General features: G+C 42.3%; 28 protein-coding genes and 1 other RNA gene. 22 read left to right on the plus strand and 7 right to left on the minus strand.

What is annotated here, in order from left to right; translation table 11 throughout:
• The first annotated feature begins 231 nt into the window (after positions 1-231).
• From rimO to lpxA, 12 genes are all read left to right on the plus strand, one after another.
• A complete protein-coding gene (gene rimO / locus FTV31_RS08060) occupies positions 232-1,575 on the plus strand; it encodes a 30S ribosomal protein S12 methylthiotransferase RimO (protein WP_004786172.1) in 1,344 nt (447 codons plus the stop codon).
• A 46-nt stretch (positions 1,576-1,621) separates the two neighbouring features.
• A complete protein-coding gene (gene pyrH / locus FTV31_RS08065) occupies positions 1,622-2,350 on the plus strand; it encodes a UMP kinase (RefSeq protein WP_004786170.1) in 729 nt (242 codons plus the stop codon).
• A gap of 79 nt (positions 2,351-2,429) precedes the next feature.
• The gene (gene frr / locus FTV31_RS08070; RefSeq protein ID WP_005235283.1) at positions 2,430-2,984 is read left to right on the plus strand and encodes a ribosome recycling factor; all 555 of its coding nucleotides are present in this window, start codon (positions 2,430-2,432) and stop codon (positions 2,982-2,984) included.
• Positions 2,985-2,991: 7 nt separating this feature from the next.
• Complete coding sequence (gene uppS / locus FTV31_RS08075; RefSeq protein WP_179992307.1) at positions 2,992-3,744, plus strand: polyprenyl diphosphate synthase; 753 nt, start codon at positions 2,992-2,994, stop codon at positions 3,742-3,744.
• A 5-nt stretch (positions 3,745-3,749) separates the two neighbouring features.
• Positions 3,750-4,574, plus strand: a complete 825-nt coding sequence (locus tag FTV31_RS08080) for a phosphatidate cytidylyltransferase (protein WP_004786167.1) — start codon at positions 3,750-3,752, stop codon at positions 4,572-4,574.
• Complete coding sequence (gene ispC / locus FTV31_RS08085; RefSeq protein WP_180014140.1) at positions 4,575-5,771, plus strand: 1-deoxy-D-xylulose-5-phosphate reductoisomerase; 1,197 nt, start codon at positions 4,575-4,577, stop codon at positions 5,769-5,771.
• A 3-nt stretch (positions 5,772-5,774) separates the two neighbouring features.
• The gene (gene rseP / locus FTV31_RS08090; protein ID WP_104426204.1) at positions 5,775-7,130 is read left to right on the plus strand and encodes an RIP metalloprotease RseP; all 1,356 of its coding nucleotides are present in this window, start codon (positions 5,775-5,777) and stop codon (positions 7,128-7,130) included.
• A gap of 38 nt (positions 7,131-7,168) precedes the next feature.
• Positions 7,169-9,613: an outer membrane protein assembly factor BamA gene (gene bamA, locus FTV31_RS08095; RefSeq protein ID WP_180014142.1), complete on the plus strand. Its 2,445-nt coding sequence runs from the start codon at positions 7,169-7,171 to the stop codon at positions 9,611-9,613.
• An 80-nt stretch (positions 9,614-9,693) separates the two neighbouring features.
• Positions 9,694-10,185: an OmpH family outer membrane protein gene (locus tag FTV31_RS08100; protein ID WP_218948697.1), complete on the plus strand. Its 492-nt coding sequence runs from the start codon at positions 9,694-9,696 to the stop codon at positions 10,183-10,185.
• Positions 10,186-10,188: 3 nt separating this feature from the next.
• The gene (lpxD, locus tag FTV31_RS08105; protein WP_180014146.1) at positions 10,189-11,259 is read left to right on the plus strand and encodes a UDP-3-O-(3-hydroxymyristoyl)glucosamine N-acyltransferase; all 1,071 of its coding nucleotides are present in this window, start codon (positions 10,189-10,191) and stop codon (positions 11,257-11,259) included.
• 5 nt (positions 11,260-11,264) lie between these two features.
• Positions 11,265-11,750 carry a 3-hydroxyacyl-ACP dehydratase FabZ gene (gene fabZ, locus FTV31_RS08110; RefSeq protein WP_171064833.1) on the plus strand — a complete coding sequence of 162 codons (486 nt, stop codon included), beginning with the start codon at positions 11,265-11,267 and terminating at the stop codon, positions 11,748-11,750.
• Positions 11,747-12,535, plus strand: coding sequence for an acyl-ACP--UDP-N-acetylglucosamine O-acyltransferase (lpxA, locus tag FTV31_RS08115; protein ID WP_180014148.1), 789 nt, complete (start codon positions 11,747-11,749; stop codon positions 12,533-12,535). Before fabZ ends, lpxA begins: the two co-directional genes overlap by 4 nt.
• A 68-nt stretch (positions 12,536-12,603) precedes the next feature.
• Here lpxA and FTV31_RS08120 read toward each other — a convergent pair whose 3' ends face one another.
• Positions 12,604-13,407 carry a YbgF trimerization domain-containing protein gene (locus FTV31_RS08120; protein ID WP_180014150.1) on the minus strand — a complete coding sequence of 268 codons (804 nt, stop codon included), beginning with the start codon at positions 13,405-13,407 and terminating at the stop codon, positions 12,604-12,606.
• A 295-nt stretch (positions 13,408-13,702) separates the two neighbouring features.
• Here FTV31_RS08120 and ffs point away from each other — a divergent pair.
• Positions 13,703-13,799, plus strand: an RNA gene (gene ffs, locus FTV31_RS08125) — signal recognition particle sRNA small type.
• A gap of 294 nt (positions 13,800-14,093) precedes the next feature.
• On the opposite strand, the gene FTV31_RS08130 is transcribed toward ffs, so the two are convergent.
• The 4 genes from FTV31_RS08130 to FTV31_RS08145 all read right to left on the minus strand — a co-directional run bounded on the left by FTV31_RS08130 (position 14,094) and on the right by FTV31_RS08145 (position 17,092).
• Entirely contained in the window at positions 14,094-14,708 is a 615-nt protein-coding gene (locus tag FTV31_RS08130; RefSeq protein WP_034702623.1) for a regulatory protein RecX, read from the minus strand.
• A gap of 75 nt (positions 14,709-14,783) precedes the next feature.
• A complete protein-coding gene (gene recA, locus FTV31_RS08135; protein ID WP_004786150.1) occupies positions 14,784-15,827 on the minus strand; it encodes a recombinase RecA in 1,044 nt (347 codons plus the stop codon).
• 145 nt (positions 15,828-15,972) lie between these two features.
• Entirely contained in the window at positions 15,973-16,413 is a 441-nt protein-coding gene (locus tag FTV31_RS08140; RefSeq protein ID WP_004786147.1) for an RNA-binding S4 domain-containing protein, read from the minus strand.
• Entirely contained in the window at positions 16,406-17,092 is a 687-nt protein-coding gene (locus tag FTV31_RS08145; protein WP_180014152.1) for an HAD-IA family hydrolase, read from the minus strand. Before FTV31_RS08145 ends, FTV31_RS08140 begins: the two co-directional genes overlap by 8 nt.
• 12 nt (positions 17,093-17,104) lie before the next feature.
• On the opposite strand from FTV31_RS08145, the gene FTV31_RS08150 reads away from it, so the two are divergent.
• The 3 genes from FTV31_RS08150 (at position 17,105) to FTV31_RS17305 (ending at position 19,009) form a co-directional block, all read left to right on the plus strand.
• The gene (locus tag FTV31_RS08150; RefSeq protein WP_180014154.1) at positions 17,105-17,956 is read left to right on the plus strand and encodes a 3'(2'),5'-bisphosphate nucleotidase CysQ; all 852 of its coding nucleotides are present in this window, start codon (positions 17,105-17,107) and stop codon (positions 17,954-17,956) included.
• Positions 17,957-18,016: 60 nt separating this feature from the next.
• A complete protein-coding gene (locus FTV31_RS08155) occupies positions 18,017-18,766 on the plus strand; it encodes a phosphoglycerate mutase family protein (protein ID WP_180014156.1) in 750 nt (249 codons plus the stop codon).
• 120 nt (positions 18,767-18,886) lie between these two features.
• The gene (locus FTV31_RS17305; protein WP_004786141.1) at positions 18,887-19,009 is read left to right on the plus strand and encodes a hypothetical protein; all 123 of its coding nucleotides are present in this window, start codon (positions 18,887-18,889) and stop codon (positions 19,007-19,009) included.
• 139 nt (positions 19,010-19,148) lie between these two features.
• On the opposite strand, the gene rpsT is transcribed toward FTV31_RS17305, so the two are convergent.
• Positions 19,149-19,418 (minus strand): 30S ribosomal protein S20, encoded by a 270-nt coding sequence (rpsT, locus tag FTV31_RS08160; RefSeq protein ID WP_004786139.1) that lies wholly within the window; start codon positions 19,416-19,418, stop codon positions 19,149-19,151.
• A 213-nt stretch (positions 19,419-19,631) separates the two neighbouring features.
• Between rpsT and FTV31_RS08165 the strand changes: the two genes are divergently transcribed.
• From FTV31_RS08165 to FTV31_RS08185, 5 genes are all read left to right on the plus strand, one after another.
• A complete protein-coding gene (locus tag FTV31_RS08165; RefSeq protein WP_180014158.1) occupies positions 19,632-20,297 on the plus strand; it encodes an NAD-dependent epimerase/dehydratase family protein in 666 nt (221 codons plus the stop codon).
• A 12-nt stretch (positions 20,298-20,309) separates the two neighbouring features.
• Positions 20,310-20,819, plus strand: coding sequence for a ribonuclease E activity regulator RraA (gene rraA / locus FTV31_RS08170; protein WP_180014160.1), 510 nt, complete (start codon positions 20,310-20,312; stop codon positions 20,817-20,819).
• A gap of 107 nt (positions 20,820-20,926) precedes the next feature.
• Entirely contained in the window at positions 20,927-21,724 is a 798-nt protein-coding gene (locus FTV31_RS08175) for a glutathione S-transferase N-terminal domain-containing protein (protein WP_180014161.1), read from the plus strand.
• Positions 21,725-21,948: 224 nt separating this feature from the next.
• Positions 21,949-22,632, plus strand: coding sequence for a response regulator transcription factor (locus tag FTV31_RS08180; protein ID WP_180014163.1), 684 nt, complete (start codon positions 21,949-21,951; stop codon positions 22,630-22,632).
• Positions 22,633-22,691: 59 nt separating this feature from the next.
• Positions 22,692-24,554 (plus strand): ATP-binding protein, encoded by a 1,863-nt coding sequence (locus FTV31_RS08185; RefSeq protein ID WP_180014165.1) that lies wholly within the window; start codon positions 22,692-22,694, stop codon positions 24,552-24,554.
• Between the two features lie 83 nt (positions 24,555-24,637).
• On the opposite strand, the gene FTV31_RS08190 is transcribed toward FTV31_RS08185, so the two are convergent.
• Entirely contained in the window at positions 24,638-25,807 is a 1,170-nt protein-coding gene (locus FTV31_RS08190) for a cupin domain-containing protein (RefSeq protein WP_180014167.1), read from the minus strand.
• Positions 25,808-26,197: 390 nt separating this feature from the next.
• Here FTV31_RS08190 and FTV31_RS08195 point away from each other — a divergent pair.
• The coding region (locus tag FTV31_RS08195; protein ID WP_180014169.1) for a DUF4573 domain-containing protein at positions 26,198-26,912 on the plus strand (715 nt) is incomplete at its 3' end.

Raw genomic sequence — 26,912 nt, forward strand, 5'->3', positions numbered from 1 at the left:
TTAAAATTTTGCTGAAAAATGCACGAAATCTGACGGGGATGCCCAATCAAACTCAGGTATAACGGATTAAATTGAGGCTGTAAACCTAAAATGATTCATTTTGGTGCATAAGCTTTTATATTGAATATTTTATGGCGTTATTTTAGTGCGTGATGCAAAGAGTGGCCATTTCAACTATTTTTATGATGCGAAAAGACATACAATACGCGCATTCTAGTGGAGCGCAGATTCATGAAGTCCCCCAAAGTCGGTTTTGTATCTTTAGGTTGTCCTAAGGCATTGGTAGATTCTGAACGAATTTTAACTCAGTTAAAGACTGAAGGTTATGATGTCGCATCGGATTATGACGGTGCTGATTTAGTAGTAGTAAATACCTGTGGTTTTATTGAATCTGCAGTACAAGAGTCTTTAGATGCCATCGGTGAAGCGATGAGCGCGAATGGTCGTGTTATCGTAACAGGTTGTCTAGGAAAAGACGAAGATAAAATTCGCCAAATGCACCCGAATGTCCTGAAAGTGACGGGTGCAGCAGCATATGAAGAAGTGATGGATGCGGTACATGAGTATGTTCCTGAGCCGCCAAAACACAATCCATTTATTGATCTGGTGCCTGAGCAGGGTATCCGTTTAACCCCTAAACATTATGCATACCTGAAAATATCAGAAGGCTGTAACCACCGTTGTACCTTCTGCATCATTCCAAGCATGCGTGGTGATCTGGTTTCCCGTCCAGTCGGTTCTGTGCTTGAAGAAGCTGCAGCACTGAAACGTTCAGGTGTCAAAGAAGTACTCGTAATCTCCCAAGATACTTCTGCTTATGGCGTTGACACCAAATACAAGCTGGACTTCTGGAACGGCCAGCCAGTTAAAACCAAATTCTATGACATGTGTGAAGCATTGGGTCAATTGGGCATCTGGGTGCGTCTGCACTATGTCTATCCATATCCACACGTAGATGCTGTAATTGATTTGATGGCTCAAGGCAAAATCCTGCCTTATCTGGATATTCCATTCCAGCATGCCAGCCCAAGAATCCTGAAGTTGATGAAACGTCCGGCGCACAGTGAGAATACACTGGAGCGTTTAAAAGTTTGGCGTGAGAAATGTCCTGACCTAGTCATCCGTTCTACATTTGTGGTGGGTTTCCCGGGCGAAACTGAAGAAGATTTCCAGATGCTTCTGGACTGGCTGAAAGAAGCACAACTGGATCGCGTGGGCTGTTTTACTTATTCACCAGTTGAAGGTGCGACAGCGAACGATCTTCCAGATCATGTGCCTGAAGAGATCAAACAGGAACGTTATGAACGTTTCATGCAGGTTCAGCAGGAAATTTCAGCAGCGAAGCTACAAAAACGTATTGGCCAGAAAATGACGGTGCTAGTCGATGATCTGGAAGAAGAATTCCCGGTTGCTGTAGCGCGCTCATATGCGGATGCGCCTGAAATTGATGGTAATGTTTTTGTTGAAGATATCGACAAAAGTGTGATTAAGGCAGGGGATTTGCTTGAAGTCGAAATCACTGATGCAGATGAATATGATTTATTTGCCAAGCTGATCTCAATCAAGTCTGCTTAAGATTTTGAATTAAAAGAATTTAGATTAAATAATTTGGAGTTTGATGATGTTGGATTCTAAAAAGCCACGATTTGGTCGCATCCTGCTAAAGCTATCTGGTGAAGCACTGGCAGGAAACAAGGACATGGGTATCGATGCACAAGTGCTCGATCAGATGTCACTTTCTATTGCACATCTCGTGGGTTTGGGTGTACAAGTCGGTATCGTTGTCGGTGGCGGTAACCTGTACCGCGGTAGCCAGTTGCAAAAAGACGGTCTGGTAGGTCGTGTAACCGGTGACCAGATGGGTATGCTGGCGACTGTGATGAACGGTCTGGCATTACGTGATGCTTTGGTACGCCGTAATATCAAAACCCGTTTGATGTCTGCATTGCCGATTGGTGCAGTGGTTGAATCTTATTCTAGCCGTGATGCGATTCGTCATCTGACTCAAGGTGAAGTGTGCGTATTTGTAGCGGGTACAGGTAATCCGTTCTTTACTACGGATACAGCAGCATGCTTGCGTGGTATCGAGATTGAATCTGACCTGATCCTGAAAGCTACTAAGGTTGATGGTGTTTACAATAAAGATCCAAGCAAATACGAAGATGCCGTGAAATACGACACATTGACATTTGATCAGGTGCTGGACGAGAAGTTGGGCGTCATGGATTTAACTGCGATCTGCTTATGTCGTGACCACAATGTGCCACTTCAAGTATTTGACATGAACAAATCTGGCGCATTGCTTTCAGTGGTGATGGGTGAAAAAGAAGGAACTCACGTCACCAATTAATGACGTGAGCTACAAAGCCCTTTATACTACCTCCTAATTTAGTAAATACATCTTTTAAGAATTAAGTAAGGAAGATCATATGATTAACGATCTTAAAAAAGACGCAGAAGAGCGTATGAACAAGTCTCTTGACTCGTTAGAACATGGTTTCGCAAAAGTTCGTACCGGACGTGCGCATCCATCGATTTTGAACGGTGTCATGGTTCCTTACTACGGCTCTGATGTGCCATTGAACCAGGTTGCCAACGTAGGCGTGGAAGATTCACGTACATTGCTGGTTCAACCATTTGAACGTTCAATGGTGGCTGCGATTGATAAAGCGATCCGTGAGTCTGATCTTGGTTTGAACCCGATTACTGCTGATGCGATCCGTGTACCAATGGCAGCGTTGACTGAAGAAACGCGTCGTGACATGCAGAAAGTTGCACGTAACGAAGCTGAAAATGCCAAAGTTGCGATCCGTAACATCCGTCGTGATGTATTGGGTGACATCAAAGCATTATTGAAAGAAAAAGAAATTTCTGAAGATGACGAGCGTCGTGCTTCTGACGAAATTCAGAAAATCACAGACAAATTTGTTGCTGAAGTAGACAAACGCTTGGCTGCGAAAGAAGCTGAATTGATGAAGGTCTAATTCATCAATGACCGCTTCTGAAGAAAATTCCCGTCTTCCAAAACATGTTGCCATCATCATGGATGGCAACAATCGTTTTGCCAAAAAAAATCAGATGCAGAAAGGTGATGGACACCGTGAAGGAAAAACGGTTCTAGACCCGATTGTTGAACATTGTAGAAAAAGAAATATCCAGGCTTTAACGGTCTTTGCATTCTCCAGCGAAAACTGGAACCGTCCCCAATATGAGGTCGACCTGCTCATGAAGTTGTTGGAAGACACGATTCATGAACAGTTGCCACGTATGCAAAAATTTAATATTGCTTTACGTTTTATTGGTGATCGGTCGCGTTTATCTCCTGAACTGCAAGCATTAATGTTGCAAGCAGAACAAAGGACTGCTAATTTCGATAGTATGACGCTTACCATTGCAATCAGCTATGGTGGAATGTGGGACATGGCACAAGCTGCGAAGCAGATTGCTGCGGATGTTTTAACAAATAAATTAGATCTTGAAGCAATTGATACTGATGTGTTCGGTCAATATGTCAGTTTGAGTGACTTGCCGCCTGTTGATCTGCTGATTCGTACCGGTGGAGATTTCCGCCTGTCCAATTTCCTGCTCTGGCAGGCAGCATATGCAGAGCTGTATTTTACTGAGACCTTATGGCCAGAATTTACCGTAGAGGAATTCGATGACGCACTTGCTGTATTTGGCGGGCGCGAACGTCGTTTCGGTAAAACATCAGAGCAGATTCTTCAAGAAAGACTTGAGAATTAATACACATGTTTGAGCGGATTATAACCGCATTGGTGCTGGTTGCAGTCGTACTGAGCTGTATGTTTGCGACCAAATCACAATATCCAATGTTCGCATTGATGGTTGTGGCTGCCGGGGTGGCAGGCTATGAGTGGTTTAAACTCATGCCGCGAAAATGTAAAAATGTAATCAAGCCAGTGGCGTGGGGTTATGGTCTACTGACTGCAGCCTTATCTGCACTGGCTTTATACTATTGGGATGTGGCCTTGCTATTGTGGTCAGCATCTATCCTGACCTGGTTGCTGAGTATTTACTGGGTTAAAACCTATCCTGATTACGATGGCTGGTACAATGTCAGCTTGCATGGCATCGGGATTGTACTGGTTTCTGCTGCTGTTACAGCAATCTTCTCGGTTTGGCTAAACTCCCCATGGTGGTTGATGTACCTGTTCCTGCTGGTATGGGGTGCAGACAGTGGCGCTTACTTTGTTGGACGCAAGTTCGGCAAGAAAAAACTCGCACCAAATGTCAGCCCAAACAAGTCGGTAGAAGGACTATATGGCGGTATCCTTACCTCCATGCTCATCGTGGTTGCCGTCGCTTCACTTTATCTGGATATGACCTGGCCAGAGCTATGTCTGTTCCTGATTCTTTCTGTTATTACCGTGTTTAGTTCAGTGCTAGGTGACCTGTTTGAATCCATGATCAAGCGTCGTGCTGGAATCAAGGATTCGGGCCGTATTTTGCCGGGTCACGGTGGTGTACTAGATCGTATTGATTCTTTGCTTGCTGCAGCTCCTATCTTTGCAACAGGCATATATGTTTTAAAACTTATTGGCGTAGATTTATAAATGTCACAAGCTGTTTGTATACTGGGTGCTACAGGTTCAATTGGTCAAAGTACTTTAAAAATTTTGCAGCAACATCCTGAAGCTTACTCGGTTTTCGCTGTGACAGCGCAAAGTCGTATTACTGAGCTGGCAGAAATCTGTCAGCAGTACCGTCCTAAAGTGGCTGTAGTACCTGCAAATAAAGTCGATGAACTTTCTCAGTTGCTACAAGTACAGGGCTTATCAGATATCGAAATTCTTCAGGACGAAGCGGGCTTAATTTCAGTCGCAGAGCATGCGGATGTTGATATTGTGATGGCGGCAATTGTCGGGGCGGCAGGCCTGCTTCCTACATTGGCTGCAGTCAAAGCGGGTAAGCGTGTCCTTTTGGCCAATAAAGAAGCATTGGTCATGTCTGGCGACATCATGATGCAAGCCGCGCGAGATTATGGTGCACTCTTGTTGCCAGTCGACTCTGAACATAATGCAATTTTCCAGTGCCTGCCTCAAAACTACTTTGATGCCGAACGTAATGGTCAACCTAAACTCGGTGTTCATCAGATTTTACTGACTGCTTCTGGCGGTCCATTCCTGAACCATTCTCTTGAACAATTGCATGATGTGACACCTGCTCAAGCCTGCAAACATCCAAACTGGTCAATGGGGCAAAAGATTTCCGTAGATTCAGCTACTTTAATGAATAAGGGACTGGAACTTATCGAAGCGTGTCATTTGTTTGCAGTTCAAGAACAATTTGTTACAGTTGTTGTGCATCCACAGAGTATTATTCATTCCATGGTGCAATATGTGGACGGGTCGACATTGGCACAAATGGGCAACCCGGATATGGGCACGCCAATTGCACATGCTTTGGCATGGCCACAACGGATTAGTACCCATATCCCGGCTCTGGATTTGTTTAAGCATTCACAGCTGAATTTCCAGGAACCGGATGTGGTTCGTTTTCCGGCACTGAAATTAGCGCGTCAAGCCATGAAGAGTGGTGGAATTGCGCCTACAATTTTGAATGCGGCCAATGAAATTGCAGTTGCTGCATTTTTAAATCAGCAAATCAGATTTACCCAAATTCCTCAGGTGGTTGAAACTGTCCTGAACCAGATGGACAATCAACCAGCACACGATCTGGATACTATCCTGCATGCAGATCACACAGCACGAGGTTTATCACAGCAATATGTTGTGAATAAAGGAAGTTAAGACATGAACGCCTTGTTTATTATTGCAGCCGCAATCCTATTACTCGGTCCCTTAATTGCGATTCACGAGTTTGGTCACTACATTGTGGCACGTAAACTGGGCGTTAAAGTACTGGTCTATTCCATTGGCTTTGGGCCAACCCTCCTAAAATGGACTTCCAAAAAATCCGGTATCCAATATCAGCTTTCAGCTTTGCCTTTGGGTGGTTATGTCAAAATGCTGGACGAGCGTGAAGGCAGTGTGGCAGAAGAAGACTTGCCTAAAGCCTTTAACCGTCAGCATCCCTGGAAACGTATTGCCATCGTTGCTGCGGGTCCTCTCATTAACCTGCTTTTAGCTGTTGTCCTGTTTTGGGTACTTTTTTTACCTGCACAAGAACAGCTGAATACTCGTGTAGGCAAGGTCTTACCAAACACACCGGCAGCCGCGGTACAGATGCAGCCGGGTGACAAGATTGTCGCTGTAGATGGTGCGCAAGTCGAAACTTGGGAAAAACTGAGTTATGCCTTGGTGGATCGTGTGGGTGAAACTGGTGTGGTCTCGATTCAGGCAGACCGTGCGGGTGAAAACAAGATATTCCAGTTACCAATTCAAGACTTTCTTAAAGATCAAAGTCAGTCACCCCTTGATACACTAGGTTTCTTGCCATATCGTCCGGAAATTCCGGCTGTGGTGAGCAAACTGAGTGAAGATGGTGCAGCCATTCGTCAGGGTCTTAAAGAAGGTGACAAGATTCTGGCCATTGATGGTGTACAGATGAAAGACTGGTTCGATGTGGTACAAGTGGTACAGGCATCACCAGAAAAATTACTTAAGATAGATGTATTACGTGGTAATCAGGTCGTGCATCTTCAGGTCATGCCGCAAGGCAAACGTGACAATATGGGGAATGTAACCGGTATGCTCGGAGTTCAAAGTGATCCGGGCAAGGTGACAATTCCTGCTGAATATAAACAGACGATTCACTATACGCCTGTTGAGGCGATGGTGATGGCCTTTGACAAGACAGCACATCTGTCTTCAATGATTCTGAACTCGATCGTCAAAATGGTACGTGGTCTGATTGGTCTGGATAATCTTTCTGGCCCGATTACCATTGCCAAAGTGGCGGGACAAAGCGCGGAAATGGGTTGGGAAACTTTTATTTCCTTTATGGCGCTAATGAGTGTAAGTTTAGGGATATTAAACTTATTGCCAATCCCAATGCTTGATGGCGGACATCTGGTTTATTATTTTATCGAATTAATTCGTGGTAAACCTGTTTCTGAACAAATACAATTGGTTGGATTGAAAATTGGTATGGTACTGCTTGGCAGTATGATGCTTTTGGCATTATTTAATGACTTTATGCGTTTATAATAACGTAAATGGAATAATTAACAGCGGAAAAGACTGGCATGCAGCACACACATTTATTTATGCCTTTGGCACTCGTTAGTGCAATGGCAGTAGCACAACAAGTATATGCGGCAGAAGACTTCATTGTACAAGATATAAAATTTGATGGATTGGTACGTTTAACTCCAGAAAATGTGTACGGCTTGGTGCCAATCAACAGTGGTGACCGGGTGAATGATCCGATCATTGCCAATGCGATTCGTAGCTTGTATGCATCTGGACTATTTGATGACATTAAAGCCGTTCAGCAGGGCAATACCTTGGTATTCCAGGTTGTAGAACGTCCGGTAATTTCAAAAATCGAGCTGAAAGGCAATAAGCTGATTCCAAAGGAAGCGCTGGAAGAAGGCCTGAAAAAAATGGGTCTGGCTGAAGGTGAGGTACTGAAGAAATCTGCATTGCAAACAGTCGAAACCGAGCTGGAACAGCAATATATGCAGCAAGGTCGTTATGATGCCGATATTACGGTAACAACGACACCGCGACCAAATAACCGCGTTGAAGTGCTGATCGATTTTGTTGAAGGTAAAGCCGCTAAAGTTTTTGATATCAATATTATCGGCAATACTGTCTTTAAAGAATCAGATATCAAGCAGGCTTTCGCTGTTAAAGAAAGTGGCTGGAGCTCGGTCATTTCACGTAATGACCGTTATGCACGTGAAAAAATGGCTGCGAGCCTAGAAGCCTTACGTGCGATGTATCTGAACCGTGGTTACATCAACTTCAATATTACCAATTCAAGTCTGAACCTGAGTGAAGATAAAAAGAATGTCTTTATTGAAGTTTCAGTCAATGAAGGCGAACAGTTTAAGTTTGGACAAACCAAATTCCTGGGTGATGCGCTTTATAAACCTGAAGAGCTACAAGCTTTGCAATTGTATAAAGAAGGCGACACATACTCTCAGGAACGAGTGAATGCGGTCAAGCAGCTATTGCTACGTAAATATGGTAATGCTGGGTATTACTATGCTGAAGTAAATGTTGTACCTCAAATCAATAACGAAACTAAACAGGTTGACCTGAACTATTATATTAACCCAGGTCAACAAGTCACTGTGCGTCGGATTAACTTCACAGGTAACTCTAAAACTGCCGATGAAGTATTGCGTCGTGAAATGCGCCAGATGGAAAGTGCGCTGGCAAGCAATGAGAAGATTGACCTGTCTAAAGTGCGTTTAGAACGTACTGGTTTCTTTAAAACAGTCGATATCAAACCTGTTCGTATTCCAGGATCACCAGATCAAATTGATTTGAATGTGGCAGTTGAAGAACAGCATTCAGGTACAAGTACTCTAGCTGTTGGTTTCTCTCAAAGTGGTGGTGTAACGTTCCAGGCTGGTCTAAGTCAGACTAACTTCCTGGGTACAGGGAACAGCGTTTCGATTGATCTGTCACGTTCTGAAACTCAAGATTATTATAACTTGAGTGTAATGGACCCGTACTTCACGATTGATGGTGTACGGCGCGGTTATAATCTTTATTACCGTAAAACAAAGCTTGATGATAATTACAACGTAAATAATTATGTTACAGACAGTTTTGGTGGTGGTATTAATTTTGGTTATCCAATTGATGAGAATCAGAGTGTAAGCTTAGGTTTAAATATCGATAATACTGAGGTAACTACGGGTAATGGTGTTTCTACTTATGTTCGTGATTACTTATTAGCAAATGATGGTAAAACAATAGGCCAAAGTCCTTATTGTATTGATGATGCTAACCCTTGTGCTACAGAACCAAAAGCAGATCGTTTCCAAGGTGAATTTTTAACCTATAACCTAAACTTAGGATGGTCTTATAATACTTTAAACCGTCCAATGTTCCCGACGACAGGTATGTCACATCGTGTCAATGCAGAAATTGCCTTGCCAGGTAGCGATGTGGAGTATCAAAAACTGACTTATGATGCGCAGGCTTTCTTCCCGTTAGGCAAAGATTTTGTTCTACGTGGTTATGGCCGTTTAGGCTATGGTAATGACCTACCTTTCTATAAGAACTTCTATGCCGGTGGTTATGGTTCTGTGCGTGGTTATGAAAATAGTACTTTAGGTCCAAAGTATGACAGTGTATATGCTGAAAATTCAGGCTTGAGTAATTTTGATCCAGAAGAAGTGGGCGGTAATGCCTTGGTTCAGTTTGGTACTGAATTAGTTCTCCCTGTTCCATTTAAGGGGGATTGGGCGCGTCAGGTTCGTCCAGTTCTTTTTGCTGAAGGTGCTCAAGTATTTGATACAAAATGTGATGTTTCACAATCTGCTGAGCTGCGCCAATATTGTAAGGATAACTTTGATTTCGATGCAGGCAATATGCGTTATAGCGTAGGTGCTGGTTTCACCTGGATTACCATGATTGGTCCATTATCACTGAGCTATGCATACCCGTTGAATGATAAAGACGGTGATGAAACTCAAAATGTTCAGTTCGAAATTGGACGTACTTTCTAAGAAGACTTTGATCTTAAATACAAATTTTGCTCATAAAGCCATCAGGTTTTGTGAGCAAAATTTTTTGAATGGGTAAAAACATGAAAAAAATGATGATGGCAATGGGTATTGCTTTAGCGGGTTTGACTTCATTGTCACATGCAGATGATTATGGAATCGTTGATCTGGAAAAAGTAGTACAAAACAGTACCTATTTAAAGCAGCAAAATGCCGCTCTGGAAAATGAAATCAAGCCGCAAACCGCACAGATTGCACAGTTTCAAAAAGACCTTGCTGCAATTAAGCAAAAAGGTCAGGCTGCAAAAACACCAGTAGAACGTGAAAAAATAGCCAAAGAATTTGAAGGCAAAGCGACTCAGCTGGCAGGTGTGCAGCAACAGGTACAGGCGACTGTGCAAACGCGCATGCAAAGTGTAAATAAGGCTTTTGAAGGAAATCTGAAGCGTGCTGCTGAACAATTGCGCCAAGAAAACAAGCTAGATGTGGTTTTAAATAAAAATTCCGTACTTGCTTATGACGCGAAGTATGATTTAACTGATAAAATGATTCAAAAGGTTAATGCAATTAAATAATCGATGAATCATCAAAAACTTCAGTTAGCTGACCTCGCTCGTCTTGTCCAAGGTGAGTATGTAGGTCAGGCAGATTTATGTTTGAGAGGTTTGGCAAGTCTTGAAAATGCAACCTCTCATGACCTTGCATTTGTCAATGCAGATAAATATCTGGAACAGGCAGCTCAGAGTAAGGCAGGCGCTTTAATTGTGACTGCTGAATTAAAAGAGCAGCTAACTTCCCAGCAGAACTTCATTGTCGTGGCCAATCCTTATCTGGCTTTTGCAATTCTGACTCACGTTTTTGAGAAAAAGCATACGACTCAGGGAATTGAAAGTACCGCACAAATTCATCCATCTGCCATCATTGCTGACAGTGCCTATATTGGTCACTATGCCGTCATTGGTGAGAATTGTGTGGTGGGTGAAAATACGATTATCCAGTCCCACGTTCAGATCGACGACCAGGTTGAAATTGGCCGTGACTGTTTTATTGATGCACATGTGACTTTAACAGGTGCTACAAAAATCGGTAATCGTGTTCGGATCCATGCCAATACCGTAATTGGTAGTGAAGGTTTTGGTTTTGCACCTTATCAAGGGAAATGGCATCGAATTGCCCAGTTGGGTTCAGTCCGTATTGCAGATGATGTCCGGATCGGCTCAAACTGTAGTATTGACCGGGGTGCACTGGATGACACAATTCTGGAACAAGGTGTCATTATTGATAATCTTGTGCAAATCGCCCATAACGTCAAGATTGGTGAAAATACTGCGATTGCAGCCAAATGCGGGATTGCCGGTAGTACCACGATTGGCAAAAACTGTATTCTCGCGGGGGCCTGTGGGGTAGCAGGACACCTACATATCACCGATAATGTGACCTTGACAGGAATGTCAATGGTGACAAATAACATTACTGAAGAAGGTACTTATTCTTCAGGCATGGGATTGTTGCCAAATCAGCAATGGAAACGCACAGTGGTTCGCTTAAGACAATTAGCAGATGTGCCATTGACCCAGTTAGTGAAACGATTGGATCATATACAATCTCAAATTGAGTCCATTGAATCAACATTTAAGTTGCGTAAATAATTATGATGACAGAGTCGAATTTGCCTACATTCACGAAGCCTGAATTGCCAATGAATATTCAAAAGATTCGTGAATATTTACCCCATCGCTATCCATTTCTACTGGTAGATCGCGTTGTTGATATTACCGAAAATGGCATTGTTGGTTATAAAAACGTCTCAATTAATGAAGAGTTTCTGCAAGGCCATTTTCCGAACTATCCAATCATGCCAGGCGTATTGATTGTAGAGGCATTAGCACAGATCTCAGGTATTCTTGGTTTTGTCATGAATAATGAAACTCCAAAAGAAGGTTCATTATTCCTTTTTGCTGGCGCTGAAAAGGTTCGATTTAAAAAACAAGTGGTTGCTGGTGACCAATTAGTACTTAAATCTGAATTAGTGATGCAAAAACGTGGCATTTATAAATATAATTGCATTGCCACAGTAGATGGCATTGTCGCAACAACCGCGGAAATTATGGTTTCCCATCTGAAAGTCGAGCAGGCATGAGCAATAATCCCCTAATTCATCCAACTGCCATCATTGACGCATCTGCAGTAATTGCTGCAGATGTACAGATTGGCCCTTACTGTATTATTGGGCCAAATGTCACGATTGGTGCTGGTACCAAACTGCATTCACATGTCGTGGTGGGTGGTTTTACACGTATTGGTGAACATAATGAAATTTTTCAGTTCGCCAGCGTCGGTGAAGTCTGCCAGGATCTGAAATATGCAGGTGAGGAAACCTGGCTGGAAATTGGTGATTATAACAAGATTCGTGAACACTGCAGTCTGCACCGTGGTACGGTTCAGGACAAAGGTATTACTAAAATTGGCAGTCATAACCTGTTAATGGTAAATACCCATATTGCACATGACTGTATGGTTGGTGATCATAATATTTTCGCAAATAATGTCGGTGTGGCGGGTCACGTACACGTAGGCGATTATGTCGTGATTGGTGGTAACTCAGGTATTCACCAGTTCTGTAAAATTGACTCTTACAGCATGATTGGGGGCGCTTCACTGATTCTGAAAGATGTTCCTGCCTATGTGATGGTATCGGGTAATCCGGCACATGCATTTGCCATGAATGTGGAAGGCATGCGTCGTAAAGGCTGGTCAAAAGACGTGATTAACGGTTTACGTGAATCCTTTAAGCTGATTTACAAATCTAGCTTAACGACTCAGGAAGCTATTGAGAAAATCCGTAACGAGATTCTTCCAGAAGTTTCTGAAGCACAACGTCTGATTGATTCACTCGAACAATCCAAGCGTGGCATTGTGCGCTAAGCTAAAGAAATAAAAGTGGAATTAAAAAAGACACCTTCGTGGTGTCTTTTTTTTATGGGACTTTTTATTTACTTCAAAAATTTAACTTCTTCAGCTTTCGGATAGTTCTTGAGTAGTTTCGCTTTATATTGCGAAGCAAGAGTAGCGTTCTTTTCGACATCCTTACTAATATTATAAAGCTGATAAAGGGCAGTAGAGGCTTTTGCAGAATTTGGATAGCGGTCAACCACAATCAGATAATTCTTCTTTGCTTCATTAAAATTCGGTGGGTCAATGGATAGGTTAAACTCAGCTAACCAGAAGTGAGCATTGCTGATATAGACGCTATTCGGATTATTCTTGATGAAATTCTGCATGGGTGCAATGGCTTTAGCTGCACCACCATTTTTATAGGCATCCAGTGCAATGGTATAAGCCGCTTTTTCCTGCTCACTCGGCTGTTGCGTTGTAGGTACCTGATGAGTGGCTACTGGAGCATTAGAGCTTAAACTGGGAGAAATATCCTGTTGGTTATCCTCCGTGGAGGTATCTTCAGTAGGTTCAATTTTTTGCTGCAACAGTTCAAGACGTTGATCTAGATCGGCATAGCGGTTGGTTAATTCGCTCTTTAATCTCTCGATCTCATTTTCTTGTTCTTCGATTTTTCCACGTAAACTGCGTAGATCATTTTCAAGCTGCTGGTTTTTTTGCATAAGCTGCCAGCTGGTATTGGTCTGAGGCGCATCTGCACCTGTAGCAATAGCAGATTGAGTGCTGATATTATTTGATTGAGCACCTTGGCTGAGTCCACGTGATTCGATAGGAATCGCAGCAAAAAGAGAGGTTGTACAGAGTGCAGTGAGGGCACACAATACCTGTTTCTTAAACATCATATAAGTTCCATGATTCTTGGCGAGATTATGTATCCGCAGCTCATTTATTCTAAAAGAGATAACCCGTTTATAGCTTCACATTTAAAACGGCATTTTTAGAAATTGCAACAAGGTTTTACAAAGATCATGTGAATTTCGATATTCATGAATTAATTGTGAAGAATATTAAGAAATCAGCATATTGGGGCATATTGTTTTTAAAATAATCAAACGGATAGCATATGCTGAAAATTTGAAATACAGGCCTTGCAACTTCAATAAAAATCTCTATACTCTGTTCCTGTAATGGTAGCCCTGCCGGTTACTTCGCAATTGTACTCTATGAACCCCGCCAGGACCGGAAGGTAGCAACGGTAGTAGATCTATGATGTGCCGGAGCTTTGCTGGTAGGGTTGCCACCAGATTTATAATTATAAAATTTCTCTATTCTCTCTTTATTTTTTAATCTTTATTGTATTCCATTCCTTTAATATTTACTTTCAATCTTCTATTCACAGCTGCTTTCGTGGATGTCTATATTGTTTGGAATATTGAATTCAATCATGAAAATAGACTATCTTAATTTGAGCTTTTGAAAGCTTTTTGCTGTTTGGGATTAATTGTAATAAGGCAAACTATATTAAGCAGAATGGCAAAGAGGAAAATAAAAAAATAGCCTAAGCATATTTTTCACAAATACAAAAGAATTAATCTTCGGCTTTGCGGCTAATCGCTTTCATGATCGCATCCATTTCAAAACCACGATACATCAGAAAACGGATCTGTTTAGCTTTAAGCTTTGGATCTTTCGTCACTTCTGGACCATATTTTCTAAGTTTCAGTTCATAAGCCTGTTGTACCCAGTCCGTTTCCTTAAGTTCTTCGCTGATCAGGGCAGTATCAATCTTTTTGCTTTTTAGCTTCATTTTAATCTGATTGGGACCTTTGCCTTTGCGCTTTTGGCTCGACAACATGATTTCAGCAACACGCTGGTCACTCTGATAGTTTTCTCTAGATAGCTCTTCAACCAAAGTGACCACTTCATTTCGATCTTCTGCATAAAGCGCCAGTTTCTCAATGAGTTCAGCTTTGGAGTATTCTTTGCGAGTTAGTACAGCAAAGGCATAAGAACGCAAACGGGAGCCGGTTAGACCGGGTTTTTTCTGCTCTTTATCGGAGTTACCAAATAAGCTGTCTTCTGGATCAAATTCTGGCAAAGCCTGTGACTCAACAGGTGAAGAAGTGGCTGAGTCTTCAGCATCACCAAACTGCTGTTTAATCGCATCATAGTCCAAAAGTTTGCTGAATTTTGCGTCTGACATATTGATCTCGATTAAAATATCTATTCCATAATAACAAAAACGCCCCGTAGGGCGCTCTGTTATGACGTTCAAGGATTATGCATCCAGAAAGTCTGCTGGTTCTTCTTCGTCTTTATCTTCGACTACTTTGCCTGTAGTAAGCAGTTGCTCACGGATCAGTTTTTCAATGGTATCCGCCAGCTCTTTGTGTTCTTCAAGATAACGGATGGTATTGTTCTTACCTTGGCCAATCTTGTCGCCTTGATATGAATACCATGCACCCGCTTTCTGAACAATTTCTTGCTGTACTGCAAGGTCAATCAGTTCACCAAGATGGTTAACACCTTTGCCATACAGAATCTGGAACAGAGCTTCTCTGAATGGAGGCGCCATTTTGTTTTTCACAACTTTGACTTTGGTTTCAGAACCTACAATCTCGTCGCCTTCTTTTACCTGACCGATACGGCGGATATCCAGACGTACAGAAGCGTAGAATTTAAGTGCATTACCACCAGTAGTTGTTTCCGGGCTACCGAACATTACACCAATCTTCATACGGATCTGGTTAATGAAGATCACCATACAGTTTGAACGCTTGGCATTACCGGTAATTTTACGCAGTGCCTGGCTCATCAAACGTGCTTGCAGACCCATATGTGAGTCACCCATTTCGCCTTCAATCTCGGCGCGAGGCGTCAAGGCAGCAACAGAGTCGACTACGATCAGGTCAATCGCACCAGAACGCACCAGCATGTCAGCGATTTCAAGTGCCTGTTCACCGTTGTCTGGCTGAGAAACCAGCAGGTTATCAATATCTACACCGAGTTTACGGGCATATTGAGGATCAAGCGCGTGCTCGGCATCGATGAATGCACATGTACCACCAGCTTTTTGACATTCAGCAATCGCTTGTAATGTCATTGTGGTCTTACCTGAAGATTCAGGACCATAAATCTCGATAATACGGCCTTTCGGTAAACCACCAATACCCAGTGCGATATCAAGCGTTAAAGAACCTGTAGATACAGCTTCAACTGCTTGCACGGTATTGTCACCAAGACGCATCACTGTGTTTTTACCAAACTGTTTTTCAATCTGGCTTAAGGCAGCGTTGAGCGCCTTGTTTTTATTCTCATCCATCTTACAACCTCAATACGATGTCACAAACTTAGTACTCAAGTGGATGTCTTACATTAGAGCTTCGTTCCACAGGAATATAGTGACAGAAATTTCCCTTGTGTTCTATAAAATCCAGCAATGTTACGACACATGCTGACGCTTGAATTTAATCATCATTATATGACCAATGTTGATCAAAATTCTGACTATTTTCATTCTTGAATCGACTGATGTCTCGACGATCTTTTTTGCTTGGTCGATGATCGGGACGCGCTAGATTATGCAACTTTCTTTGCGATGCAATCAATTCCCGGCGAGCGATACTGACTTCAGTTTCTTCATACAGTTTCTGTGCCACAGGTGCAGGACCACGAACATCAGAAAGTTCTTTTACAACTACGGTTTTTTTGTCGATACCTTGCTGAATCGTCAACTCCATACCCACACGGACTTCGCGAGATACTTTTACACGCTCACCATTATGATGGACTTTACCGCCCTCAATAGCATTCTTGGCAATGGAACGGGTTTTAAAAAAACGTGCCGCCCACAGCCATTTATCTATACGCATGCCTACCGCATCTTCGGGTAAAGACGATTTACGCATATTGCTTGTTTACCTCAGACTGATTTAAATGAGTGATTAAATCTGTTAATTGGTGCAGCATCGGGTAATTGCAAGTCTGGCGCGCAACTTTACTGGAAGATGGTTGCTGGATGCAGAACAGGTTCTGGATGCCATAAGCCTTGGCGCCATTCAGGACTTTTTCGGTATCATCAATAAAATAGACCTGCTCAGGATCAAAGGGGTACAAAGCATTCAGACCTTGCCAGAATTCTACAAATTCTTTGGCATGTCCAATGCTTTCCGAGCTGACAATGACATCGAAATAATCTTTGAGATTCAGATGATCCAGTTTAAAGGCCAGGCCGGCACAGTCGGCATTGGTTGCAAGCCAGATCGGATAGCCATTATTTTTAAGATAATCGAGTAATTCCAGGCAATAAGGGCGTAAGCTAACCCTATCTTTATGCTCAATTTGCATGGCCAGAACGTCGACTTCGACTTTAGCCGTCCAGAAGCGAGAAGAGTACCAGTTTAGGGTATGATTATGTTGCTGATAGAATGCATAAAGCGTTTCGCGGCTCTGTTCCAGACTACAGCCATGTGTTTCAGCATAACGGATCGGTAATAATTCGTTCCAGATGAAATCATCGTAGGCAAGATCAAGTAAAGTTCCGTCCATATCAAAAATGACAGGCGGTTTTTCTGAGCAATTCGACATATAAGGTTTTCTATGTTTAAAGCGACAATAGCACCACAAGATCCGATGATTTTGCAGTTTGTGCCCATTTTGACACAGGCCTGTGAAATTTTGCGAGAAGAATATCAGCGTTATTGTTCAGGTGCTGCGTTTGATATTGTCAAGAAAAGTGATGATTCTCCGGTGACCCAGGCAGACTATCGGGTGAATAGTTATTTGACCCAGGCTTTGGCGGAAATTTCAGAATTACCTTTATTGTCAGAAGAGGGGCAGCAGGATCAGCGTCATGCCTGGACAGACTTCTGGTTGCTTGACCCTCTGGATGGCACCAAAGAGTTTCTGCACCAGCGTCCAGAATTCACGATTAACCTGAGTCTGGTCAGAGGTAGTCTGACAACTTTTGCGATTCTGGCGATTCCTGCACAGCAGCTAATTTATTTCTGTCCTGAAGAAGGCTTGCCGATTAAATACGATATTCAGAATCAGGCATGGTTTGACTATGAGGCAGCTACCGATCATCAGGATGTCTTTGTCGGTCTGAGTCAGAGCAGTCAGCAAAAACCAAAATATGTCGAGTATCTACAAAGTCTGGCTAAACTTAGCGCGTACACCGAGTTCAAGGCAGGAAGTGCCTATAAATTCTGCATGTTTCTTGAAGACTGGGTAGATATTTATCCTCGTTTCCATCCAACCTCGGAATGGGACACCAGTGCCGGTCAATGCATGCTCGAGCGAATTGGTGGAGGGTTGGTTGATCTGGAAGGTCGGCCATTCATCTACAATCAGCGCAAGACCTTACTGAATGGCGGGTTTATCGCCTATAAGAATGAAGCAATGAAAGCACTGGCTTTACGGGCACTGGCAGACATGCAAGACAATGATTGAGCTCATAGCCGTTCATGGTATAGTGAGGAAGATTCCGTTGATAGATCAGTTGGCAAGATTGTGGCATTAAAACTGCTTCCACCAAGTATGCTCAGTGCAATAGATTTATTGCCTGATACCAAGACCCCTGTGACTCTGTTTACGCGGCATTCTCTGCGTGAAGATGTCGCTGGTCAGGGACTGGCAGGTTACGATTTGCAGTTGACGCCGCAAGGACGTGATCTGGCGCAGGAATGGGGCGCTTTTCTGGTCAATCAAACAGATCGGCATATCCAGCATTGCATATCGAGTCCGATTCAGCGCTGTGTAGATACCGCAGCATTGATGATCGAGGGGGCAGATGCAACGGATAAAGCACCGCATACCCATAAGATTGAAATCGTTGAACAGGGTTTGCTAGTTGAGCCAGGCAGCTTTGTACTGGATATTCAAAAAGCAGGGCCATATTTCAAGAAACAGGGGGCATTGGGCTTTATCAATAGCTTCGTCAATAATGCCTTGCCCGGAATGAAACATCCAATTAATGGCGTAGTGGATGTACTGGAATTGATTTATAACACTCATCCGAAAACGCCGTATGGACTCAGTCTGGCGGTCAGTCATGACACCATTCTGGCAGCGATGATTGCAGTGATGTCTGGGCATCAGGAAGTCAGCCGTGAAGACTGGCCGAAAATGATGGAAGGTCTGTTTGTCTGGTTTGAGGGCGATGTATTTGAGGAATCTAAACTAAAATGGATCTGGCGTGGCAAAGTGCATGAGCTGGATATTTCCCAATTTCAGAATACCGAATTAAAGGTCAATAAATAATTCAAAGGCTCAATCATTTAGGTTGAGCTTTTTACATTTATCGTATGAAAGTGAAATAGAGTAATGATGAAATATCACTATGCTGATATTTAAACCAATTTTGGAAGCATAGGAGTCATCATGAAAATAATCACAATTTTAAGTTTAGTCGTTATGCTGGGATTAACTGCTTGTCAGCGTGATACAGACAATGCGCAGCAAGATCAGACCACAACGCCTCATTCTATGGATAAGGATGAATAATTTATTCTATTTTTATTTGAATAGAAGATTTCTATAACTAGGATTGGGAATAATCTGGTATTCATCATTCTTTATTATTGATTTGGTATTAAATTTCAGGCACAAAAAAAGCCCTAAAAGGGCTTCTTTTGATTTGCGATTAGTTAGAAGCTAATGCTTTAACTTGCGCGTTCAAACGGCTCTTATGACGAGCTGCTTTATTTTTATGGATGATACCTTTGTCAGCCATACGGTCGATTACTGGAACAGCTTTTTTGTAAGCTTCAGTAGCAACAGCATAGTCGCCAGCAGCAATAGCAGCTACTGTACGTTTAAGATATGTACGAACCATAGAACGCAAGCTTGCGTTGTGTTTGCGTGCTTTAACGTTTTGACGAGCACGTTTTTTTGCTTGAGCAGAGTTTGCCACTCGTGCACTCCTTGAAATAGATTGGTCTGGGCGGGCTGAAACTCAACTGAAAACCACATCAGAAGAACTATCACCAGCCCGTAAACAAGTGCCATATTTTGAGGAAACTATGGGCTTAAGTCAAGTCTTGACATGCTTTGACAACATTTTAGTTGCAGAAAAATTCTAAAGAAAACGTTAGATTAGTATCTAAGCAGGGAGATCGTACAAAAAATGACTAAAACCATTACATATCCTATCGTGATTGGCGCTACAGGCTTGGTCGGAAAGACTTTGGTGCAACAGCTAGTAAATGAACCTAGTTGTAAGTGTATTAGCGTCATCGTGCGTAAACATCAACCAGAATTTGAACAATGGCACAAGATCAAGCAGGTGGTCGTTGAGGACTTTTTAATGCTCAATGATCAGGATGTCAGTGGCCATACTCATGCCTTTAGCTGTCTGGGTACTACCTTAAAGAAAGCAGGTTCGAAAGAAGCTTTTTATAATACCGATTACACCATCAACGCCCATTTTGCCGAACTGGTGCAGCAAACGGATGCTCATTATCTGTTGATTAGTGCGATGGGTGCCAATTCAAAATCCAGACTGTTCTATAATCGGGTAAAGGGTGAATTAGAGGATTATATCCAGACCTTGTCTCTGGAGCGTATCAGCTTGTTCCGACCTTCTTTGCTGATTGGTGAGCGGGATCATCAGCGTTTACTGGAAGATGCGGCACAGAACCTGTTTGACAAGTTTTCGCATTTCATCCCCGATTCTTTTAAATACAAGCCAGTGACAGCAGAGCAGGTGGCTCATACTATGGTATATGCAGCGCTGAATCAGACTGTGAAATTTGAAATTTATGATAATTTAGCCATACAAAAAATGAAATGAGGGTAAAAAATCGTGTCCAGCGTACCATTTGTAACTTGTGACCTGCTTGATGATAATCCGGATAAAGACCTGCAGGTAGTCACCCCATGCCTGGATGGCAAATTCTTTAGAAGCTATGGTGCACGTAAAAGCTTTGGCGGCCAGATTGTGACCGTAAAATGCTTTGAAGATAACTCTCGCGTAAAAGAGTTATTGGCGACAGATGGTACCGGCAAGGTTTTGGTTGTAGATGGTGGTGCTTCTATGCGTTGTGCATTGATGGGAGACCTGATTGCTGAATCTGCGGTGAAAAACCATTGGAATGGTGTGATTATCTACGGCTGTGTCCGTGATGTCGATGCGATTGCTGAACTTGATCTTGGTGTACATGCCTTGGCTTCTATTCCTCAAAAGAGCAACCGCAAGGGAATTGGTGAAGTTGATGTGCCGCTTTATTTTGGTGGAGTCACGTTTAAATCGGGCGAGTATGTCTATGCTGATAACAACGGCATTGTACTTTCGCAGGAAAAACTAGTCGATTAATCAGCTATCTGTTTAAACTGACAGAAAATAATAAAAATCAGCAATACCGTGAAAGTCACTCAAATAGCATACTTTCACGGTTCTTAAAACAAAAAAGGATAACAACAATGCTCCCACATCAAATCAAGGTTGCTCAAGCACTGGCATCGTCATTTACTCAAGGCGGTCGAGGTATGGTGGGCACGCCGTTTCCAAATCAGCCTGAGAAGCCAATCAAGCTGTATGAATTTGAAGGTTCACCATTTTGTCGTCGTGTCCGTGAGGTATTGACCTTGCTTAATCTGGATTATGAAGTTTATCCATGTCCTAAGGGTGGTACCAAATACCGTCCGATCGTAAAACAGCTGGGAGGCAGAACCCGCTTTCCATTTTTAGTAGATGAAAATACGGGGGATCAGATGTATGAGTCACAAGATATTATTCATCACCTGTTCAAGCATTATGGCAAAAATGGCAAGACACCGAGTAAATACACGCAATATCCTAAAATTCCAGTGGCCGCTTTTGCCGGAACCATCGTGAATGGAGCCCGCGGTGTATGGATCAACAAACAGATTATTGATCGTCCAGCACCTAAACAGTTATTAGAATTATGGGGCTTTGAAGCGAGTCCGTTTACTCGAGTAGTACGTGCTGTTCTAAGCGAGCTGGAAATACCATTCATTTTTCATAACGTCGCGAAGGAACGCTGGCAAGATTATGGACCAGCAAAACTGCGTTTAAAGCCGGGTAAATATGAACCCTTATCGGGGGGTAAACGTGAACAGATACTAAAAGTAATGGGGAACAATATCCAAGTTCCTTATCTGGTTGATCCGAATACCAATACAAAAATGTTTGAGTCTAAAGATATTGTGGAGTATTTGAAGCAGCAATATGGTCCTGAGAAGAAAAGTAAAAAATAAACTGCTACCTAATATTTGAAACATACAAAAATTGCCATCTTAAAATAGATGGCATTTTTATGGTTTATAAATTTGAATTTTCCAAGAACAAGAACTCTGCTTTCAAAATTATTCATACTTAGAGCTACTCACAATAAAGTTAAAAAAACTCATGATTTTTCTTCTTTTTTTGTTTATATTTTAATTTCAATGGGGTGATAAGAATAACGATAAGGGGTGTGCTTATGACAGCACAAGACGCCGTACTACCGGTACCTGTATTAATTGTTGAAGACGAATATGTCATTCAGTGCCGTTTAAAAAATATTTTGAAGGATCTAGGGTATAGCGATGAGGTATTGCTATTCGCCAATAATGTCAGGGAAGCCGAATATCTTCTGCAACAAGAACCCTTCTGTTTAGCACTGATTGATCTTGGACTACCAGATGGAAATGGCATTTCCATTATAGAAAAAATACAAGAGCTCGGTTCACAAACCTTAATACTAGTGGTGTCTGCCTGGAGTACTCAGGACAGCCTGTTAAAAGCAATTAAGGCAGGAGCAACCGGTTATGTACTCAAGGAACGCGATGATACAGAAGTGAGTCTCGCAATTCATAGTATTTTGCGGGGCGGAGCACCCATTGATCCTTTTATTGCGCGTGAAATTCTCAAGCAGATTTCCAGTTCAGAGCCATCTTCCTCCTGGGAACAGGTTGTACCTGATCCAGAACAGGAAAGCTTGACACAACGGGAAAAAGAAATTCTTTCATTAGTGGCACAGGGGCTTAGCAATCGTGAAATTGCTGATGAACTCTGTGTGTCACGTTATACCGTAGAGAGTCATATTAAGCATATTTACCGCAAACTCTCTGTTAGCAAGCGGACTAAAGCAGTGAGCACCGCCCGGCATTTAGGTATTCTTTAGTGCGAATGCTATCCGTTAGCAAGATGTTTGGACAAAGACTAAGGCTCATCGCTCTATTAATGATAGGGAGCTGGCTGAGCCTGTTCTCTTGCATCAGTCTGGCACAGAATAATTTTCAGATTAACGAGCTTTGTCAGGTGAACATTGAACAGCAACAAAAAGTTCAAGTGTCGAGCCATCTCAAAATTCCGGAGGGAGGCTGGCAACCTGTGACATTACCGGATAACTGGAAAAATAACTGGCCGAAATATAATGGGGGTGCCTGGTATAAAATTCGATGGGGTTGGTCTTGTCAGGACAATATACGTCTGGCTGAACCCATTGTTTTTGGGATTGACTATCTAAATTCTGCTGGAGCTGTTTTCTTGAATGATGATCTGCTGTGGTCGGATCAAAACCTGCAAGAGCCTTTGTCTAAAAGCTGGAATGTACCACGTTACTGGATTTTGCCCATTGCGGGCTTGAAGCAGACAGACAATGAACTGCTGATTTATGTACGAGGCTATAGTTTCCAGGGTGCAGGGCTTGGCAGAATTGAATTTCACAACATCATGGCCAATGACCAGCATTACTCAAAAAAGATCTGGGATCGCCGTACGCTCTTTCAGATTAATATGATTCTATCCGGTACGATTGGAGTCATTAGCCTGATTATCTGGCTATTCCGACGTTCAGAAACCACTTTTGGCTGGCTGGCGTTGAGTTCATTATTGTGGATTCTGTTTATCTCCAATGTATTAACCACAGAGAATTTTCCTTTTCCCTCCAGTATATGGGCCGGTAAAGCCAATCTGATTTTCTTTATCCTCTATATGCACTGTTTTTGTCTGTATCTAATTCGGTTCTTGAAGCAGAAATTTCAGCGTTTGGAGCGGGGACTTATCGGGGTGACTGCTTTATTCAGTCTATTCATCATAGCCAGTTCTTTAGATCATTTAGAAGCAGTGCTAAGTGTTGCTTTTGTCTGCTATGTGCTGCTTTATATTAGTTGTGTCATCTATGTTAGCTACTGGGCAATTAAAACTCGAAATGGCGAATATCTGTTTCTGATGCTTTGTCTGTGGGGAATTTTGCTGTGTGTCATTATAGATCTGATCATTCTGGGTCAAACGGCGGTTAGTGAATTCTCACCTTTATCACCTTATACATCACCGATTATTATCCTGTTTGTCGTGCTAATTATGGGGACACGACTGAATCGTAATATTAAAAAAATCGAAAAATTTAATACGCAGCTGGAATCCAAAGTACGGCAAGTCAGTGCAGATCTAAATAAAAGCCTGAGTGATCAGCATAAGCTGGAACTGGATAATGTGCGTTTGCAGGAACGGATTAATCTGTCACATGAACTGCATGATGGACTAGGTGGCTCGATTGTGCGTTCCATGATTCTGGTGGATCAAAGTACCGAAAACATTTCCAATCGACAGTTTTTATCTATGCTGAAGCTGCTTAGGGATGACCTGCGTCAAATCATCGATAGCGGTTCTTCTATTGACAATAAAGTGCCTGAAACGCCAGTGATCTGGATTGCGCCAGTACGTTACCGATTTACCCAGTTGCTGGAAGAAATGGATATCGCCGTAGAATGGTCATTTCCTAAAGTCTGGCAGCGTGAACCTACGGCTTTACAATGTCTGACCCTGATCCGTGTGGTAGAAGAAAGCTTGACCAATATTATCAAGCATAGTCAGGCCACAAAAGTGAGTGTGAGTATGGAATATACACAACCACATCAACTGACTTTAAAAATTCAGGACAATGGTATCGGTTTTAATCCGGAGATGGTGCAGAAAAATGGCATGAGCATTGGTATGCGCAGTATGAAAATGCGTATTGAACGCATGGGTGGAATGCTGGATATTCAGTCTGCGAAAGGCGATACTTGCGTACACGTGGTGATGGAACTCTATCAGCCTTAATCATCTCAAAATTATTCATACATAAAAAAGAGGATCATATGACCCTCTTTTTTATAGATTTGAAATGACCGAGATGTAAAAACTTATTCTTCTTCAGCCGGTGGCACCAGCATCAGTACAGAATCATTCAATAGCTCAGCAACATCTTCCAGTATATCTTCGTCAGCGAAATCTTCATCCAGTAAGACACGCTCACCATCAGCAATCTGCTTCAGTTTTGAAGTAAATGCTTCAGAAATACAGATTCCTTCACCATTGGCCCAGAACAAGGTTTCACCATCTTCTTCTGTATAGAGCAGGCGTGAAGCGGGTTCAAGCATCAGGCTATAGCCCTGATCAAGTGCTTCTTCCAGATCACCTGTACCAATTTCTTCAGCTTCCGGAATATTCTCTTCATATTTTGGTTCTGACATCAGGCTCATGATGGCATCTTCAAGCACATTGGAGTTATGCAACTGCTCCATGATTTTGCCTTTCAGATATTCAAGTTCATTGCCTGTGACTTCACCCGCAGCACTAATTTGATCACGAATAATGTCAGTTAATGGATTGCGTAAGACTTCATTTTCCGAAAATTTATCGCCTACACGGTCCATCATGTCACTGACATTTGGCATACGGAAACCGAAAGAGAAAGTCAGACAGTCATCTTCAGCAACGCCGTAGTGGGAAAGGCCGGGTGGAACATACAGCAAATCACCGGGTGCTAGAACCTCATCAAAATTCACGTCCATTTCTGGCAATAATTTTAATGGCTGTCCCGGTACAAGTTCGGTCTCGGCATCACACATTTGCCCCAGTTGCCAGCGGCGATGACCATAGCCTTGAACCAGAAAAACATCATAAAAGTCGAAGTGTTGACCGACTGAACCACCTTGAGGCGCATAAGACACCATGATGTCATCACGACGCCATTGAGGGATAAAAGCAAACTTTTTCCAGAGTTCAGACAGGTCGAACGAATAGTGATCCACAGCCTGAACCAGCAAAGTCCAGAGCTTAGGCATCTTCTGGAAGTCAGCTTTCAATAAAGGAGATGTCTTTACTGACCACTGATTTGGATCACGATCTTTCTGCTTGATCAGACGTGCAGTGACATTTTCTTCAAGTGCCAGCTCCATGACATCATCAGGTTCTAGCAGGCCTGCGATTTCAGGCATGGCATTACGCACCAGCAGCGGTTTTTTCTGCCAGTATTCGGCAAGGAATTGTTCAGCGGTAATACCGCCTAAAACGTCTAGAGGTAGGGACATTGTTAAGACTGCATAAAATTTTGCAGGTATTTTCTCTTGAGTAAGCTTATGGTGCAAGCTTGATCATGTGAAATAGATTTTTATTGCATTCTAATAGATGAAAACTAAGCAGTAATATTGTGTCTAAGAAAAATATTATTACAACTTTTGTTACAAATTGAAGAAGTGTGACATATCTCTTAAAAGTTAAATTCAAAATTTAAGTTTTTATTTCTGAAAAGAGTTAATCAAAAGGTCTCAGTAAAAATATATTTTTTTAATAAAGAGAAAAAGAATGTAATTAAAAAGTGTGAACTGCATCAATAAATAGGTGAAAAGAATAGTGTGTTTGACATAAAAACAACAATCATACAATTTTGCAACATTGGAGAAATATAGATTGGAAAAATAATGCAAACACTTCAAATTATTAATAAGTTAAGCCGAGAACAAACAAAATTAGAGGCAACTAATGTTCAGCTTGATGCTATTTCAATTGTAAAAGCCAAAATTAATAAGCTCGATGTTGTCGAGTTATTACAAGAGGGCAATACCCTAATTGTGGTCCTTACAAATGGCGAAAGACTGGTCATTGAAAACTTTTATGTCAGTAATGAAGATGGACTCACATCTGACATTGTATTTGAAGAAGACGATGGAGGATTGTACTGGTTTGATCAGGTCGCGAAACAGTACAAGCAGATTCCAGATATCGAAGTATTATTACCTTCATCTTCCGATGGTATGGGGCTTTTACCTTGGATCGCGGGTGGCGCAGCGCTAGTAGGTGGAATTGCAGCTGCTGCTAGCGGTGGATCGAGTGGTGGAAGCCCATCTAATCCTGGTTCAGAACTTGAATCAAATGTACCTGTGACTCCGACTGATCCAGTTGACCCTATAGATCCAATTGATCCAATTGATCCAATTGATCCAATTGATCCAATTGATCCAATTGATCCAATTGATCCAATTGATCCAATTGATCCAATTGATCCTGTTGATCCTGTTGATCCTGTTGATCCTGTTGATCCTGTTGATCCTGTTGATCCTGTTGATCCTGTTGATCCTGTTGATCCTGTTGATCCTGTTGATCCTGTTGATCCTGTTGATCCTGTTGATCCTGTTG

It is taken from the genome of Acinetobacter sp. YH16031 (genome assembly GCF_013417335.1).
Lineage (GTDB): Bacteria > Pseudomonadota > Gammaproteobacteria > Pseudomonadales > Moraxellaceae > Acinetobacter.